Source organism: Tropicimonas sp. IMCC34011 (assembly GCF_003390865.1).
Lineage (GTDB): Bacteria > Pseudomonadota > Alphaproteobacteria > Rhodobacterales > Rhodobacteraceae > Tropicimonas_B.
Map to the genome: position 1 here is coordinate 397,079 of NZ_QMEJ01000001.1, position 13,855 is coordinate 410,933.

Annotated in this window: 14 protein-coding genes, 1 tRNA gene and 1 pseudogene; 6 read left to right on the forward strand and 10 right to left on the reverse strand. The window is 65.3% G+C overall.

What is annotated here, in order from left to right; all coding sequences use genetic code 11:
* The first annotated feature begins 2 nt into the window (after window positions 1–2).
* From DQG15_RS01970 to DQG15_RS01985, 4 genes are read left to right on the forward strand one after another with little or no spacing between them, the layout of a single operon-like run.
* Window positions 3–467, forward strand: coding sequence for a chemotaxis protein CheW (locus tag DQG15_RS01970; RefSeq protein ID WP_116082316.1), 465 nt, complete (start codon window positions 3–5; stop codon window positions 465–467).
* Window positions 464–1,342 (forward strand): protein-glutamate O-methyltransferase CheR, encoded by an 879-nt coding sequence (locus DQG15_RS01975; RefSeq protein ID WP_116082318.1) that lies wholly within the window; start codon window positions 464–466, stop codon window positions 1,340–1,342. The genes DQG15_RS01970 and DQG15_RS01975 overlap by 4 nt, the downstream gene beginning before the upstream one ends.
* 4 nt (window positions 1,343–1,346) lie before the next feature.
* A complete protein-coding gene (locus DQG15_RS01980) occupies window positions 1,347–1,733 on the forward strand; it encodes a response regulator (RefSeq protein ID WP_116082319.1) in 387 nt (128 codons plus the stop codon).
* Window positions 1,730–2,125 carry a hypothetical protein gene (locus tag DQG15_RS01985; protein ID WP_116082322.1) on the forward strand — a complete coding sequence of 132 codons (396 nt, stop codon included), beginning with the start codon at window positions 1,730–1,732 and terminating at the stop codon, window positions 2,123–2,125. The genes DQG15_RS01980 and DQG15_RS01985 overlap by 4 nt, the downstream gene beginning before the upstream one ends.
* 40 nt (window positions 2,126–2,165) lie before the next feature.
* On the opposite strand, the gene DQG15_RS01990 is transcribed toward DQG15_RS01985, so the two are convergent.
* The 8 genes from DQG15_RS01990 to DQG15_RS02025 form a co-directional block, all read right to left on the reverse strand.
* Entirely contained in the window at window positions 2,166–2,792 is a 627-nt protein-coding gene (locus tag DQG15_RS01990) for a thiamine phosphate synthase (RefSeq protein WP_116082324.1), read from the reverse strand.
* A 2-nt stretch (window positions 2,793–2,794) separates the two neighbouring features.
* Entirely contained in the window at window positions 2,795–4,042 is a 1,248-nt protein-coding gene (locus DQG15_RS01995) for a glutamate-5-semialdehyde dehydrogenase (RefSeq protein ID WP_116082326.1), read from the reverse strand.
* Window positions 4,043–4,117: 75 nt separating this feature from the next.
* Window positions 4,118–5,227, reverse strand: coding sequence for a glutamate 5-kinase (gene proB / locus DQG15_RS02000; protein WP_116082327.1), 1,110 nt, complete (start codon window positions 5,225–5,227; stop codon window positions 4,118–4,120).
* A complete protein-coding gene (gene obgE, locus DQG15_RS02005) occupies window positions 5,215–6,252 on the reverse strand; it encodes a GTPase ObgE (protein WP_116082329.1) in 1,038 nt (345 codons plus the stop codon). The genes proB and obgE overlap by 13 nt, the downstream gene beginning before the upstream one ends.
* A gap of 48 nt (window positions 6,253–6,300) precedes the next feature.
* Window positions 6,301–6,873, reverse strand: a complete 573-nt coding sequence (locus DQG15_RS02010) for a GNAT family N-acetyltransferase (protein WP_116082330.1) — start codon at window positions 6,871–6,873, stop codon at window positions 6,301–6,303.
* Window positions 6,874–7,056: 183 nt separating this feature from the next.
* Complete coding sequence (rpmA, locus tag DQG15_RS02015; RefSeq protein ID WP_116082332.1) at window positions 7,057–7,326, reverse strand: 50S ribosomal protein L27; 270 nt, start codon at window positions 7,324–7,326, stop codon at window positions 7,057–7,059.
* Window positions 7,327–7,332: 6 nt separating this feature from the next.
* Window positions 7,333–8,067, reverse strand: a complete 735-nt coding sequence (locus DQG15_RS02020) for a 50S ribosomal protein L21 (protein ID WP_116082334.1) — start codon at window positions 8,065–8,067, stop codon at window positions 7,333–7,335.
* Between the two features lie 165 nt (window positions 8,068–8,232).
* The gene (locus tag DQG15_RS02025; protein WP_232830670.1) at window positions 8,233–9,126 is read right to left on the reverse strand and encodes a DUF2059 domain-containing protein; all 894 of its coding nucleotides are present in this window, start codon (window positions 9,124–9,126) and stop codon (window positions 8,233–8,235) included.
* 296 nt (window positions 9,127–9,422) lie between these two features.
* On the opposite strand from DQG15_RS02025, the gene DQG15_RS02030 reads away from it, so the two are divergent.
* Both DQG15_RS02030 and DQG15_RS02035 read left to right on the forward strand, forming a co-directional pair.
* Window positions 9,423–9,512 (forward strand) — tRNA-Ser (locus DQG15_RS02030).
* A gap of 123 nt (window positions 9,513–9,635) precedes the next feature.
* Window positions 9,636–9,752, forward strand: a pseudogene (locus DQG15_RS02035) (transposase); the annotation flags it as partial.
* Between the two features lie 385 nt (window positions 9,753–10,137).
* Here the strand turns inward: DQG15_RS02035 and DQG15_RS02040 are convergent.
* Both DQG15_RS02040 and DQG15_RS02045 read right to left on the reverse strand, forming a co-directional pair.
* Window positions 10,138–12,885 carry a dipeptide ABC transporter ATP-binding protein gene (locus DQG15_RS02040; RefSeq protein ID WP_370454153.1) on the reverse strand — a complete coding sequence of 916 codons (2,748 nt, stop codon included), beginning with the start codon at window positions 12,883–12,885 and terminating at the stop codon, window positions 10,138–10,140.
* On the reverse strand, window positions 12,885–13,835 hold the full coding sequence (locus DQG15_RS02045; RefSeq protein ID WP_116082337.1) for an ABC transporter permease: 951 nt from the start codon (window positions 13,833–13,835) through the stop codon (window positions 12,885–12,887). Before DQG15_RS02045 ends, DQG15_RS02040 begins: the two co-directional genes overlap by 1 nt.
* Between the last annotated feature and the right edge of the window lie 20 nt (window positions 13,836–13,855).

A 13,855-nucleotide genomic window follows, 5' to 3' on the forward strand; every position in this document is an offset into this window, starting at 1 on the left:
CCATGAGCGAGCAAGGTCACATCGATCCCACCGAGCAGGAGCTGCTGTCGTTTCGAGTCGGCGAACAGGAATACTCGGTCGATATCATGTCCGTCCGCGAAATAAGGGGCTGGACCCGTGCAACGCCCCTGCCCCATTCGGCGGCGCATGTCCGCGGCGTCATCAACCTGCGCGGCACTGTTCTGCCGATCATAGATCTTGCGCGCCAGCTCGGCATCCCGGTCGCGGAGCCCACGGAACGCAATGTGATCATCGTGGTCCACGTTCATGATCAGACCCTCGGACTTCTGGTGGATGCTGTTTCGGATATCCTCTCGATCCCGCAGGGGGACATGCAGCCCCCGCCCGACATGGCGGAGGATGCGAGCCATGGCTTCATCAAGGCTTTGACAATCATCGAAGGTCGCATGCTGCGCATCCTCGATCTTGATGCAGTCCAGCCCGGCCATGAGACGGAGGCGGCATGACATCGGCGCAGTCATCCTTTTCCGAGACCGACAAACAAGTCGATTTCGCTCGCATAGCCGGTATCGCGCGCGCGGAAGCCGGCCTGCAGATCCCGCAGGAAAAGGCCTCCATGGTCTTCTCTCGTCTTGCAAAACGCGCGCGCCGGCTCGGGTTGCCAGACATTGCATCCTATCTCGCGATTCTCGACGGCCCGAATGGAAAGGATGAACGCCGTGGACTGATCGAAGCGCTGACGACGAATGTGACATCGTTCTTTCGCGAACCCCACCATTTCGATCTTCTTTCAGGGAAAATCCTCCCGCCCTTGATGGACGCCGCAAAACGGGGAGAGCGGGTGAGAATCTGGTCAGCCGGCTGTTCAACCGGCGCCGAGCCGTACACAATAGCGATGTGCGTCCTTGAGGCATGCCCCGAAGCGGCACAGCTCGACATTCGGATCCTCGCCACCGACATCGACAGGGACGTCCTTGCGACGGCTGAGAAAGGCGCTTACGCGGCAACGCTGCTCAAGAAGGTTCCTCCGGATATCCGGAAGAAACACTTCAGCGCACGGTCGGGAGATGGCAACACGTTGCGGGCCTCCGAAAACCTGCGCGCCCTCTGCACCTTTCGACCGCTGAACCTCATGACACAGTGGCCGATGCGCGGCGCCTTCGACATCATCTTCTGCAGGAATGTCGTCATTTATTTCGACGCAGAAACACAGGCAGCCTTGTGGCCGAGATTCGAAGCTCTGCTCAAATCCGGGGGACACCTGTTCGTCGGACATTCGGAGCGTGTCGAAGGCGTGCCAGCGACGGAGCTCATCCCGGTCGGAACGACGACCTATCGAAAGGGCAGCGCCCATTATTCCGGCTCCAGAGAAAGGTACTGACAAAATGGCCCTTCGCGATCAGCTCCACGTCTTGGTCGTCGATGACATGTCGACGAGCCGCGGCCTTATCCTGCAAGCCCTCGACGGGTTTGGAGTACGGAATGTCCGCAACGCGCAAGATGGGCCGAGCGCACTCGCGGCACTTGGAAAGGCGCCCGCGCATCTGGTCATATCGGACTACAACATGCCCGGAATGGACGGGCTCGAACTTCTCAAGTCCCTCCGCTCGGACACGAAACTCGGCGGCGTCGGTTTCATCCTGATTACGGGTAAGGCAGATCCCGATATCATCAATGCCGGAAAGCAATTGGGAATGAACAATTTCATTGCGAAGCCCTTCGATCCACAGGGCCTACTGAACTGCATTGAAGCCGTGGTGGGGCGTCTGTGAGCACGATCAGCCAACGCCCTGAAAATCCGTCGTTCGGGGAAACTGATGCCGCCTCGATCCTGTCGTCGGTGATGACGAACATGGCGGCAGAACTCGTCCGCCTGTCGGATCTGACGGCCGCCATTCAGGCGCGGGACCTTGCCGGTGATGACGGTCTGGCATTGGCAGGAAGCGTGACGCAACTCCAGAACCTGGACTTCGCCACCCAGGTTGCGCAGGATTTGGGACGCCTCGCCTCAAACATCGCCGACCGGACGGGCAAGACGGAAATCGATCATGCCGATCTGTTTGATGGCCTTCGCTTGGCCTCGCTCAAGCAGCGATTGAACGGAGAGTGCGCCGGGTCCCTCCGCAGCGAGAGCACGGAGCGAGGAGACATTCAGATGTTCTGACAGTTGCCGGGCCAAAGGCGTAGCCGGGATGCGATGCCAGCTATACGCCCATCGCGTCCTTCAATCGAGCAAGGGCCGCGGCAGGATCATCTTCGCGCCAGATCTCGTCGCCGATCCCGAAGAAATCCGTCACGGGGGCAAGCGACCGAATTGCGGTGACGTCGAGAGCACCCTCGGCAACCACAGGCAACTCGATCATCTCGGACCACCACGCAAAAAGATCATGCTCGGCAACCGTACCATCTCCCAAGACACCGCCGCCGCCGACCGGCCCGAAGGCCACATAATCGGCGCCTGCTTCACCTGCGTTCAAGCCGTCATGCCGGGAAGCACCGCAAAATGCGCCTACGATGGCATCCGGACCGAGGGCCTTGCGCGCGGCTCGAATGTTCTTCGGGCCGGAGAGGTGTACTCCATCGAGACCGAGGCGTTCGGCAAGCTTGAAATGGTCCGTCACGACGAGGGCGACGTCGGCATCATGACAGACCGGCCGGACGGCATCAGCCGCCCGGGCAATGGCATCTTCGTCGGTGCCCTGGATCGCAAGACGGACGCAGGCGATCTCGGCGCCATCAAGGACCCTCGCGAGCCTGTCCGGAAAACTGCTCGGATCCGGAAGCGTCGGCGTGACAAGGTAAAGCTGCGGGAGTTCGGAGGTATCCGTCATGTTCAGGGCCTGACCGTTCCGTCGCCGGTGACGAGGTACTTGAAGGAGGTTAGTTGTTCAGCCCCGACGGGGCCGCGTGCGTGCATCTTCCCGGTGGCGATCCCGATTTCGGCGCCCATGCCGAACTCACCGCCGTCGGCGAACTGCGTCGAGGCGTTCCGCAGGAGGATCGCGCTGTCCAGCCTGGTGAAGAACAGATCGGCAGCCGCGTCATCCGCTGTCAGGATCGCCTCGGTATGAGACGATCCGTAACGGCGAATATGCGCGATCGCTCCATCGATATCCGGGACGAGGCGGGCAGCGATCTTCATGTCGAGATACTCCTTCCCCCAATCGTCCTCGGTCGCGGGGGCGGACCCGGAGAGCCCCTCGGCGCGAACGTCGACACCGGCCGCCATCAGCGCGTCGACGATCTTCTGACCGAGCTCGGCGGCATCCTTATGAACGAGGAGGCACTCCACCGCCCCGCAGATTCCGGTGCGGCGGGTCTTGGCATTGAGCACGACATCAATCGCCATTTCGGGATTGGCAGCCTTGTCGACATAGATATGGCAGATGCCCTCGAGATGGGCGAAGACCGGAACGCGCGCCTCGGTCTGGACCCGACCGACAAGGCTGCGTCCGCCGCGAGGAACGATCACGTCGATATACTCGGACAGGGTGAGCATCTCGCCGACGGCGGCGCGGTCAGTGGTGGGCACACGCTGGATGGCATCGGCGGGAAGACCGGCCGCGTTCAGGCCTTGTACGAGGGCATCGTGGATGGCCGCGGAGGAGCGCGTGCTCTCGGATCCGCCGCGCAGGATGACGGCATTGCCGGCCTTGAGACAGAGCGCGCCGGCATCGGCGGTCACGTTGGGACGACTTTCATAGATCACGCCGACGACGCCCAGCGGGGTGCGAACGCGTCTGATATGAAGGCCGGACGGCCGGTCCCATTCGGCGATAACGGCGCCGACGGGATCCTCCTGCGCGGCAATGGCGCGAACGCCTTCAGCCATCGATGCGATGCGGCCGGAATCGAGCTTCAGCCGGTCCGTCATGGCAGGAGTGAGGTTGGTCGCGGCGTCGAGATCGGCGGCATTCGCCGCCAAGATCTCAGCTTCGGCAGCAAGAATCGCGTCCGCGGCGGCCTCGAGAGCGGCGCGCTTGACTTCGGCCGGGGTGTAGGCAAGCACGTCGGCCGCTGCGCGCGCTCGACGGCCCATATCCTGCATCATCTCGTGAATGTCGCCTGTGCCGTCCTTCATGGCCCGACCCCTTCGTTGCCGTTCGGCGTCCGGAATATGGGTATTCGCCACAAGATGAAAGGGCGGCGCTCGGCTTCAAAGCACCATGTCGTCGCGGTGGATCAGGGCGGAGCGCGCAGGATGTCCAAGGATGTCCTCGATTTCCTCCGAACGTGCCCCGATGATGCGGCTCGCCTCGGCTGCGGCGTACCTCACAAGGCCGAGGCCAAGGCGTGCACCGCCCTGGTCCACGATCTCCACCGGGTCACCTCGCTCGAACCGGCCGGTGACGGCGGTCACCCCGGCCGGCAAAAGCGAGCGCCCTTGTCGCAGCGCATCGCCAGCGCCGGCATCGACCGCGACCGTGCCCTTCGCCTTCATGGCGCCGATCCACCGCTTGCGCGCAACCTGCGGATCGTCCTGCGGCAGGAACCACGTCGAGCGAGCGCCGCCGTCGAGCGCCGACAGCGGACGATGCGCATCTCCGCGGGCAATCGCCATCGCGCAGCCGCCGGCCGTGGCGGTCTTGGCGGCGGCGAGCTTGGTGCGCATTCCGCCCTTGGAGAGGCCGGAGACGGGATCGCCGGCCATCGCTTCTATTTCGGGCGTGATGCGCCCGATCTCGGGGAGGTGGCGCGCCCCGGGATCGAGCGCGGGGTTCGCGGTGTAGAGGCCATCGACGTCGGACAGGAGGATGAGCCGGTCCGCGCCGATGGTCACGGCGACCTGCGCGGCGAGACGGTCGTTGTCCCCGTAGCGGATCTCGTCGGTGGCGATGGTGTCGTTCTCGTTGACGACCGGCACGGCGCCGAGGCCGAGAAGCGTCTGCAGCGTCGCACGAATGTTGAGATAGCGGCGGCGGGACGCACTGTCGTCCAGCGTCAGGAGAACCTGGCCGGAGATGATACCGTGGGCGCCGAGGGCAGCCTCGTAGGCGCGCGCAAGGCGGATCTGGCCGACCGACGCGGCGGCCTGCGCGTGATCGAGGGAAAGATCCCCGGGGGCGAGGCCGAGGATGCGGCGCCCCAGGGCAATGGAGCCCGAGGACACGAGGATCACGTCCGCGTTGCGGCGCAGCGCCGCGACGTCTTCGGCGAGACCGGTCAGCCAGTCCTCGCGGAGGGCTCCCGTCGCAGCGTCCACCAGAAGGGCGGAGCCGATCTTCACGACGATGCGGCGTCCTTGGGCGAGCGTCAGGGGCGCCACGGTCCCGGCTCCTCGTCCACCGACGCCTCGGCTCCACGCTCGGCGAGGATGATCCGGCGAAGCGCGCGCAGCACCTCGCGCACGCCCTCGCCCGTCGCGCCGGACATGCGCATGACCTCACCGCCCGTCGCCTCTTCAAGGGCGGCCGCGCGCGCATCCCGCTCTTCATCGTCCAGCGCATCGATCTTGTTGAGAACCGTCAGCCGTGGCTTGTCGGCGAGGACGCCGCCATAGGCGTTGAGCTCACCGATGATCGTGCGCCAGTCCTGAACCGGATCCTCAGAGGTGCCATCGACGAGGTGAAGCAGCACGGCGCAGCGTTCCACATGGCCGAGGAAGCGGTCCCCGATGCCCCTGCCCTCATGTGCGCCCTCGATCAGGCCGGGGATGTCCGCGACGACAAACTCGGCATTATCCACGCCGACGACGCCGAGATTGGGGTGCAACGTGGTGAAGGGATAATCTGCGATCTTCGGGCGGGCATTGGACGTCGCCGCGAGGAAGGTACTCTTGCCCGCATTCGGCAGACCGAGAAGGCCCGCATCCGCGATCAGTTTCAGGCGCAGCCAGACCGTCCGCTCTACGCCGGGTTGCCCTGAGTTGGCGCGGCGGGGCGCCTGGTTGGTGGAGGTCTTGAAATGCAGGTTGCCGAAGCCGCCGTTGCCGCCGCGCGCCAGGACGACGCGATCCCCGACCTCGGCCAGATCGGCGATCACGGTTTCCTCGTCTTCCTCGAGGATCTCGGTCCCGGCCGGCACGCGAAGCACGATGTCATCACCTGTGCGGCCGGTGCGCTGGCGACCCATGCCGCCCTGACCGTTCTTGGCGAAGAAATGCTGCTGATAGCGGAAATCGATGAGCGTGTTCAGCCCCTCGACAACCTCGACGATCACATCGCCGCCGCGCCCGCCGTCCCCGCCATCGGGACCGCCGTATTCAATATACTTCTCGCGGCGGAACGAAACCGCCCCGTTACCGCCAGCGCCGGAGCGCAGATAGACCTTGGCCAGATCGAGGAACTTCATGTCCGCCCCCTTGTCAGGCTGTCCGCCTACGCCAAGAGGACGCGGCCATCAAGCCGCGGGTGAGCGCCGAGCCTCAAGACGGAGTAGATAGGTCCAGGTCGGCACCTTTGCGCCGCGGGAGACGCAGAAGGTTTCGGCATCGCCGATATAGTCGAACCCCGCCCCTGTCAGGACGCGCGCAGATATCGAGTTGTCCTGAAAGACGCTGGCGAAGATCGTGGCGCTGCCGAGCGGATTGGCCGCGGTGAGCGCGCGTACGGCTTCGGAGGCGAGGCCGGTATTCCAGAAGGCGGGCGCGACCCAGTATCCGATCTCAGCCTGGTTGGGCGCGCCGTGAAGCATGCGCGTCAGGGAAATGACGCCGACAAGCTCCCCAAGCCCGCTGGACGAGCCATCGAGGGCCCAGACCTCTTCCCGCCGGTTCGGCGCGAGGGCACGCGTGATGAAGGCTTCCGAGGTGCCGGGCGGCAGGGGATGCGGGATCGAAGAGGTGGATGCGGCAACGCGCTTGTCACCGGCATAGAGGCTCAGGAGGCCAGCATCGGAGCGACGCAGCGGCCGCAGCACCACGCGGTCGGCCACGATCTCCGGCTGCCCGGTCAGGGAGACTGTCTCGCTCATGAAATAACCCTCCTCGCAGCCGGGATTTTCCCGGCGCCGACCAGCAGCCCGTCCGCGTGCCCTCCCCGGACGCGGCAGGGCCGGATTCTCCGGCCGATACGGGGACGGGGCCGGCGACACCGCCAGCCCCGTCCAGATAGATCGTGTGTCTTTCGATCCGATTAAGCCCGGATCGGACGCGCCTTATTCGGCGGCGTCGGCGACGGGAAGAACGGAGATGAACGTCCGGCCCTTGAAGCCCTTGCGGAAGGACACGGCGCCTTCGACCTTGGCGAAGAGCGTGTGGTCCTTGCCTTCACCGACATTCTCGCCCGGCCACCACTTGTTGCCGCGCTGACGCGCGATGATGTTGCCGGGGATCACGGCTTCGCCACCGAACTTCTTGATACCGAGGCGGCGGCCGTCAGAGTCGCGACCGTTCCGGGAAGAGCCGCCAGCTTTCTTGTGTGCCATCGGGACTTACTCCTGTTCTGCGGCGAACTGGGTCGCCTGGTCGATCCAGCCGTCACGCGTGATGCGGCCCTTGAAGGACAATTGGTCGTCCATGTACTCGACCTCTTCCGGCGTCCACGCCGCGATCTGGTCGAAATGGTAGACACCGTTGTCGTTCAGCTTCTGCTTCAGCTTGGGGCCGACGCCACCGATCTTCGTGAGATCGTCACCCTTGCCGTCCCGCGATTCGCTGAGGAGGTTCGCGGGCTTCTTCTTCGGAGTGTCGGCGGCATCCGTGGTCTCGGCGACCTTCTCGTTCGCCTTGCCCTCGGTGACGCGGCGATTCATCTCCGCCTGGTCGGTCTTGTTCTTGGCGTAGCGGCCGTCGGAGGCGACGATCGCGGCACCCGAAACGGACCCGGCGCCGATCGCAGCCTTCACGTCGCTCTTGTCGGCGCCCGATTCAAGAAGATCGGTGACGCGCAGGAGCGTGAGCTGCTGACGGTGCCCCTTGCGGCGCTGCGAGCTGTGCTTCCGGCGACGCTTGACGTAGTGGATGACCTTCTCGCCCTTGATCTGCTCGATCACCGTGGCCTGGACGCCCGCACCCTCGACGAGGGGGGCACCGACCGTGGAGCCGATCATGAGAATGTCGTTGAACTGGACGGTTTCGCCTGCTTCAGCTGCAAGCTTTTCGACACGAAGCACATCGCCGGATTGAACGCGATACTGCTTGCCGCCGGTCTTGAGGACCGCAAACATGGGCCGTTTCCTTCATTTCTCTCGCGTCTACGGCCTTCCGGGTCTCCGGAACGTTCGTGTCGGCCATGCCGACGCCTGTGACGGCGGCCCCCTCGGGGGCTCGGTTCTTAGGGAAGCCGCTCTATGGCGAGGAAGTCCCTTGGTGTCAAGCGCCGCGGGGGCGTCTCAGATGTCTTCGCCGGCGATGAACCGCGCCGCGCCGCGGCCGAGGTCGTAGCTGATCCGGGTATAGAGCCGGTCGAACGCCCCGAAGAGCGCCGTGTTGAGGGCGATCCCGGCATCCGATTCGGAGAATGCGATGTAGGATGAGAGTTCGGCATCGGTGAGCGGTGCATAGGCCATGGCGAGGTAGGAGTAGATCCACTCCCCCGTCTCCTGACGGATGCGCGCCTCCTGGGCCCAGAGGTCGCCGTACATCGACCCCGTTTCGCTCCACTCCTCCGAGTATGCGCCGCCCGCGTCCAGACCTTCGAAGAAGGCAAGATTGGCGTTGAGTGCACCGACCACATTCTCTTCGAGCAGATCGTTCGCCGCGATGAACGCATCCAGAAGCTTCATCCGCTCGGGGTCCGCATCCGCCAGCTCACCGAGGTGGTCGTGGCTCGCTTCCTCGACACCGTCCTCCATCAACCCCTCGCGGGCGGCGATCTCCAGATCCACGATCCGCTGCCCGAGGTCCGACGTGAAGAACTGCGCCGCGGCGGCGACGTCCTCTGCGGACATGTCGTGGACGAGGCCCTCCACCATGACACGGGTCATGGTGTCCATCGCGTAGATCTCCCGCGTCGCCGCGGTCCACCGCGCGCCGCCTTCGCCCGGAAAGAGCTGGTCCCGCAACTCGACGGCATAGGCCAGTCCCTCGGCCCGCATCACCGCCATGAGCTCCTCGATGCGCAACGCTTCGGCAAGCGGCGCGACCTCCGCCCGATCGGCGGCTCTCACGGATGGCATGGGCGCTGTCTGGGCCGTGGCATCGATCGGCGCCAGCGCGAGCCCACCGCAGAGAGCAGCAGGCAGCGCAGACAAAAGGACGCGGGCGGCAATTTTGGTCGGACGCATTCGGATGACCCCTTTGCGGACGGTGACGCTCCATGACGACAGGACGTGACCCGACGCCGAACCGACAATGCCGCACGGCAGCTCGGGTCCGGCACGGGCGCAGCCCATCGCGTTGACCAGCGATACGCAACGCATTGCGTCCTGCCAAGCGGGACCCACCAAATCGTCAGGCGTCGGCGCCTCCTGGCCGGCCCCGCCCTGCCCTGCCCGCATTCCGCTGGGAAACCCGCCAGATCGGGGGTTGCATGCCCGCCCGCCACGGCCTAAACGACACGCCACCTGCGACCCAGCAGCGCGGAGAGGTGCCGGAGCGGTCGAACGGGGCGGTCTCGAAAACCGTTGACCCTTCACGGGGTCCCAGGGTTCGAATCCCTGTCTCTCCGCCACTAACTCCCTGTAGTTATGTTTCTATTTTGCTTATGGGCGCCCTCGGGAAGCTCGTTTGCCAGGACATCGTCATACCATGACGACTTTCAGCACCGCCGCTTGCACCGACTATGCCGTGCCACCCCGAGACCTTCTCCGACAGTACCGTTCAGACCTTCCTGACGCTGAAGGTCCTCTTCGGCCTGCCGCTCCGCCAGACCGTCGGTCTTGTCGCGAGCCTGATCGGCCGAGCCGATGTCCGGGCCGGGTGCTCTGAAAGAAATGGACAGGCTGTCATTCCCGCAGATGCGCTGAGGCTTCGATGCACCGCCTCAAGCTTTTTCCTAAGCGCCGCACAGCGCAGCAAGCCCCGTGCGTCTGGGATGGGCCGAACGTGCGCCTGACCCACGAGGAAAACGCGCCCTACGACACACCGGAGACATGGCGCCCGCAGTGTCGAGCAGAGGCCAGGTTTGTTGCTCCCGCCATCCACTCAAAGCAAGAGGCGGAAGCGATCGGGTCAGTGCCGACCTTCACAAGATGTCAGCCGCTGCAATTTGGCGTCTCCCAGGCAGGCGTTGATGACACACATTATCGGGTGAAACACGGTCGGCTGATCGGGACATCGATGAAGGCCGGATCTGTTTAGGACGGCACCGACAACGTGGAGCTCCCTGCCCATTCAGGGTCTTCCTCCCACGACATCACCAATTGACCGGCGTCTGCCCTGCGCCACTCCCGGCGGGGGCCGACGTAGTCCGTGGGACGGACGGGGCTGCGCAGATCGCCCGCGGGCACGGAGCGTCGCTGGCCGCGCCGGGACGGATCGGCCACCGGCACGGCTTGGAGAAGCCGCTTGGTGTATGGGTGCTGGGGATCGCCGAAGACGGCCTCGCGTGGGCCGATCTCAACGATTTCGCCGAGATACATTACCGCGACGCGATGGCTGACCCTCTCGACCACCGCCATATCGTGGCTGATGAACAGATAGGCGAGCCCCATGGTCTCCTGCAGCTCCATGAGCAGGTTGACCACCTCGGCTTTGACCGACACGTCGAGCGCCGACACCGCCTCGTCCGCCACGATGACCTTCGGCTCGAGCGCGAGGGCCCGGGCGATGCAGATCCGCTGGCGCTGCCCGCCTGAGAATTCGTGGGGAAACCGGTCGGCCATCTCGGGGCTCAGCCCGACACGGACCAGCAGGTCTTCCACGCGCTTCCGGGCCTCTGCGCCCCGCGCGCGGTCGTGGATCAGAAGAGGCTCGGCGATCGAAGCGCCGACGCGCTGCGTCGGGTTGAGGCTGGCGAACGGATCCTGGAAGATCATCTGCATCTCGCGCCGAAGGGCGCGGAGTTGCTTTGGGTCCGCGCCTGTCACATCCCTGCCGGCGAGCTGCACCTCCCCTGCATCGGGATCGGTCAGGCGCAGGATCGCGCGCCCCGTCGTTGATTTGCCGCAGCCCGATTCACCGACCAGCGAGAGCGTCTCGCCCGCATGGATGTCAAAGCTCACGTTCTCACTTGCATGCACCCGCCCCGGTGACGGTGAAAGCAACCGCCCAGGCAGCTCGAACCGCTTTACGAGGCCCTGCACCCGCAGCACGGGGTCCGCATCGCGGCGGACAGTGTCGCGTCTCTCGGGTGCCTGGCGCGCGATGCCAGTGGCGCGATCGACCTCGGGAAACCGCAAGGGATGTGCCTGTCCCGCCATGGCGCCGATCCGCGGCACCGACGCGAGAAGCGCGCGGGTATAGGGATGCTCCGGCGCGGCAAAGATCGTCTCGCTCGCGCCCGTCTCGACCAGCTTGCCGCGGTACATCACCGCGACGGTGTCGGCGAGTTCCGCGACGACGCCCATGTCGTGCGTGATGAACACCACCGCCATACCGTCTTCGCGCTGCAACTCCTTCAGCAACTCGAGAATCTGCGCCTGCACCGTGACGTCGAGCGCGGTGGTCGGCTCGTCCGCGATCAGAAGCTTCGGGCGACCGGCCAATGCCATCGCGATCATCACCCGTTGCCGCATGCCGCCCGAAAAGTTGTGCGGAAACTGGTCGATCCGCGTGGCGGAGTCAGGGATGCGTACCCTGTCGAGCAGGCGGAGCGCCTCGGCCCGCGCTTCGGCTCGGGTCACGTCGCGATGCGCCTGGATCGCCTCGACGATCTGCGTTCCGACCGTGAGGACCGGGTTCAGAGAGGTCATCGGTTCCTGGAAGATCATCGCGATGTCGTTGCCGCGAATATCGCGGAACGCCTCGTCCGACAGCGTCATCAGCTCCCGCCCATCGAGGGTCACGGATCCGCTCATGCGGGTCGTGCCACGCTCGTTCAGGCGCATGAGCGACAGCGCGGTCACGCTCTTGCCCGATCCGGACTCACCGACGATGGCCAGCGTCTCGCCACGCCGGACGTCGAGCGACACGCCGCTGACAGCCTCGACCGGACCCGCCTCGGTCAGGAATTCGGTCCTGAGATCCGACACGGACAGGAGCGCGTCGCTGGCAGCCTCGGGCGCGCGGTAGACGACCTCTTCCGACACGCTTTGCCTGGACGCGCGGGCCGCGTTGGCACTGCGTGGGTTGAACCGCGCCTGAAGGGCGTCGCAGAGCCGGTTGACCACGAAGACCGTCAGGACGAGGCAGAGGCTTGGCCAGACGATACCCATCGGGTTCACCTCGACCTGCGCTCGCGCAGCCCGGATCATCAGGCCCCAGGACGGCGTTGGCGGCACGACCCCGAGTCCGAGGAAGCTGAGGCCGGCTTCGACGATGATGGCGTGGGACGCGGTCAGCGAGAACTGTACCAGCACCGGTCCGGCGATGTTCGGCAGGATAGACCGCGCGAGGATCCGCGGCGCCCGGGCCCCGAAGGCGCGTTGCGCGTCAACGTATTCGTGACGCCGCACCGAAAGCGTTTCGCCATAGGCCACGCGCGCGAAATTCGGGACGTAGAGGATCGACAGGCAGATCACCAGCGTGGCGACGCTGGGCCCGAACAGGGCAACGACGAGCAGGGCCATCAGGATGGGAGGAAACGCCAGCAGGACGTCCGACACCCGGAGCGTCGCGAATTCCCAGAAACGCCCGAAGTAGCCTCCGGCGATCCCCGCGGCGGTGCCGAGCGTCGCCGCGATGAGCGCGGTCGCGAAGGCGATGCTCAGGGATGTGCGTGCCCCGTAGAGAAGGCGGGACAGGACGTCGCGCCCGAAATTGTCCTGCCCCAGCGGATGCGCCGACGAGGGCGCAGCGTAGCGCTCCGCGATGCTCATCGCCGTCGGATCGAGCCGCCAGACCATCGGCCCGAGGACCGCGATACCGATCAGGGCCACGAGCAGACCGAGGTTGAGCTCGAGAGCGCCCGGGCCGCGGCGTTGTGTACTCCGTGTCTTGTCCATCAGTCGCGCACCCTGGGATCGAGAAGCATGTAAAGGAGGTCCACCAGCAGGTTCAGCAGGATGAACAGGAACGCGATGACCAGAACCGTTCCGCGAATCTGCGGATAGTCGCGGTTTTCGATCGCGGTCACGAGGAAGCCGCTGAGGCCGGGATAGTTGAAGACGTATTCGACCAGCACCGAGCCGCCGAGCAGCCCGCCCATCTCGAGACCGACGACGGTCGCGACCGGCCCCAGGGCGTTGCGCAGGATATGCCAGCGCCGCACGCGGCCCTCGGCAAGTCCCTTGGCGCGCGCGGTTCGTACCCAGTCCTTCGTCAGGACCGATGCCACCGTTGCGCGCGACATGCGAAAGACGATCGCGCTGAACCCCACCGAGATCGCGAGCGCCGGCATCAGGACGAGGACAAGATGGCGCGCCGGATCCTGTGCCAGCGGCACGTAGCCGCCCGCGGGCACCCAGCCGAGGCGCTGCGCGAAGATATAGACCATCGCCGTGCCGACCACGAAGACCGGTAGCGACATCTGGACGCTCGCGGTGAACGAGAAGAGCCGATCGACAGTGCGCCCCTGCCGCAGCGCCGCGGCAAGACCCGCGGGCACCCCCACGGCAAGCGAAATGGCGGTGGCCAGCGCGATCAGTTCCAGTGTTCGCGGCAGGCGCACGGCGATCATGCTCCAAACCGTGTCGCCATTCGCAAAGGATTGGCCAAGGTTGCCGGTTACGAGGCCACCCAGAAAATCCAGGTACTGAACCAGGACCGGCCGATCGAGCCCGAGCTCCTCGGTCAGCGCCTGAACCGCCGCCGCCGGCGGCTCCACGCCTCCGACCGACAGCAGCATCGTCGCCGGGTCTCCCGGCACGAGATAGAGCGCGAAGAACACGAGCGAAGCGACCGAGACGGCCAGCAACAGCGCGACGACGCATCGTCTGATGGTGTATGAAAGCATCTGATTTCCGTCCCGTTTCC

Bases quoted from the DNA above. Each gene is read 5' to 3' on its own strand.
- DQG15_RS01970 (WP_116082316.1), top strand. From the start codon at position 3: ATGAGCGAGCAAGGTCACATCGATCCCACCGAGCAGGAGCTGCTGTCG.
- DQG15_RS01975 (WP_116082318.1), top strand. From the start codon at position 464: ATGACATCGGCGCAGTCATCCTTTTCCGAGACCGACAAACAAGTCGAT.
- DQG15_RS01980 (WP_116082319.1), top strand. From the start codon at position 1,347: ATGGCCCTTCGCGATCAGCTCCACGTCTTGGTCGTCGATGACATGTCG.
- DQG15_RS01990 (WP_116082324.1), bottom strand. From the start codon at position 2,792: ATGACGGATACCTCCGAACTCCCGCAGCTTTACCTTGTCACGCCGACG.
- DQG15_RS01995 (WP_116082326.1), bottom strand. From the start codon at position 4,042: ATGAAGGACGGCACAGGCGACATTCACGAGATGATGCAGGATATGGGC.
- obgE (WP_116082329.1), bottom strand. From the start codon at position 6,252: ATGAAGTTCCTCGATCTGGCCAAGGTCTATCTGCGCTCCGGCGCTGGC.
- DQG15_RS02010 (WP_116082330.1), bottom strand. From the start codon at position 6,873: ATGAGCGAGACAGTCTCCCTGACCGGGCAGCCGGAGATCGTGGCCGAC.
- rpmA (WP_116082332.1), bottom strand. From the start codon at position 7,326: ATGGCACACAAGAAAGCTGGCGGCTCTTCCCGGAACGGTCGCGACTCT.
- DQG15_RS02020 (WP_116082334.1), bottom strand. From the start codon at position 8,067: ATGTTTGCGGTCCTCAAGACCGGCGGCAAGCAGTATCGCGTTCAATCC.
- DQG15_RS02025 (WP_232830670.1), bottom strand. From the start codon at position 9,126: ATGCGTCCGACCAAAATTGCCGCCCGCGTCCTTTTGTCTGCGCTGCCT.
- DQG15_RS02040 (WP_370454153.1), bottom strand. From the start codon at position 12,885: ATGGACAAGACACGGAGTACACAACGCCGCGGCCCGGGCGCTCTCGAG.
- DQG15_RS02045 (WP_116082337.1), bottom strand. From the start codon at position 13,835: ATGCTTTCATACACCATCAGACGATGCGTCGTCGCGCTGTTGCTGGCC.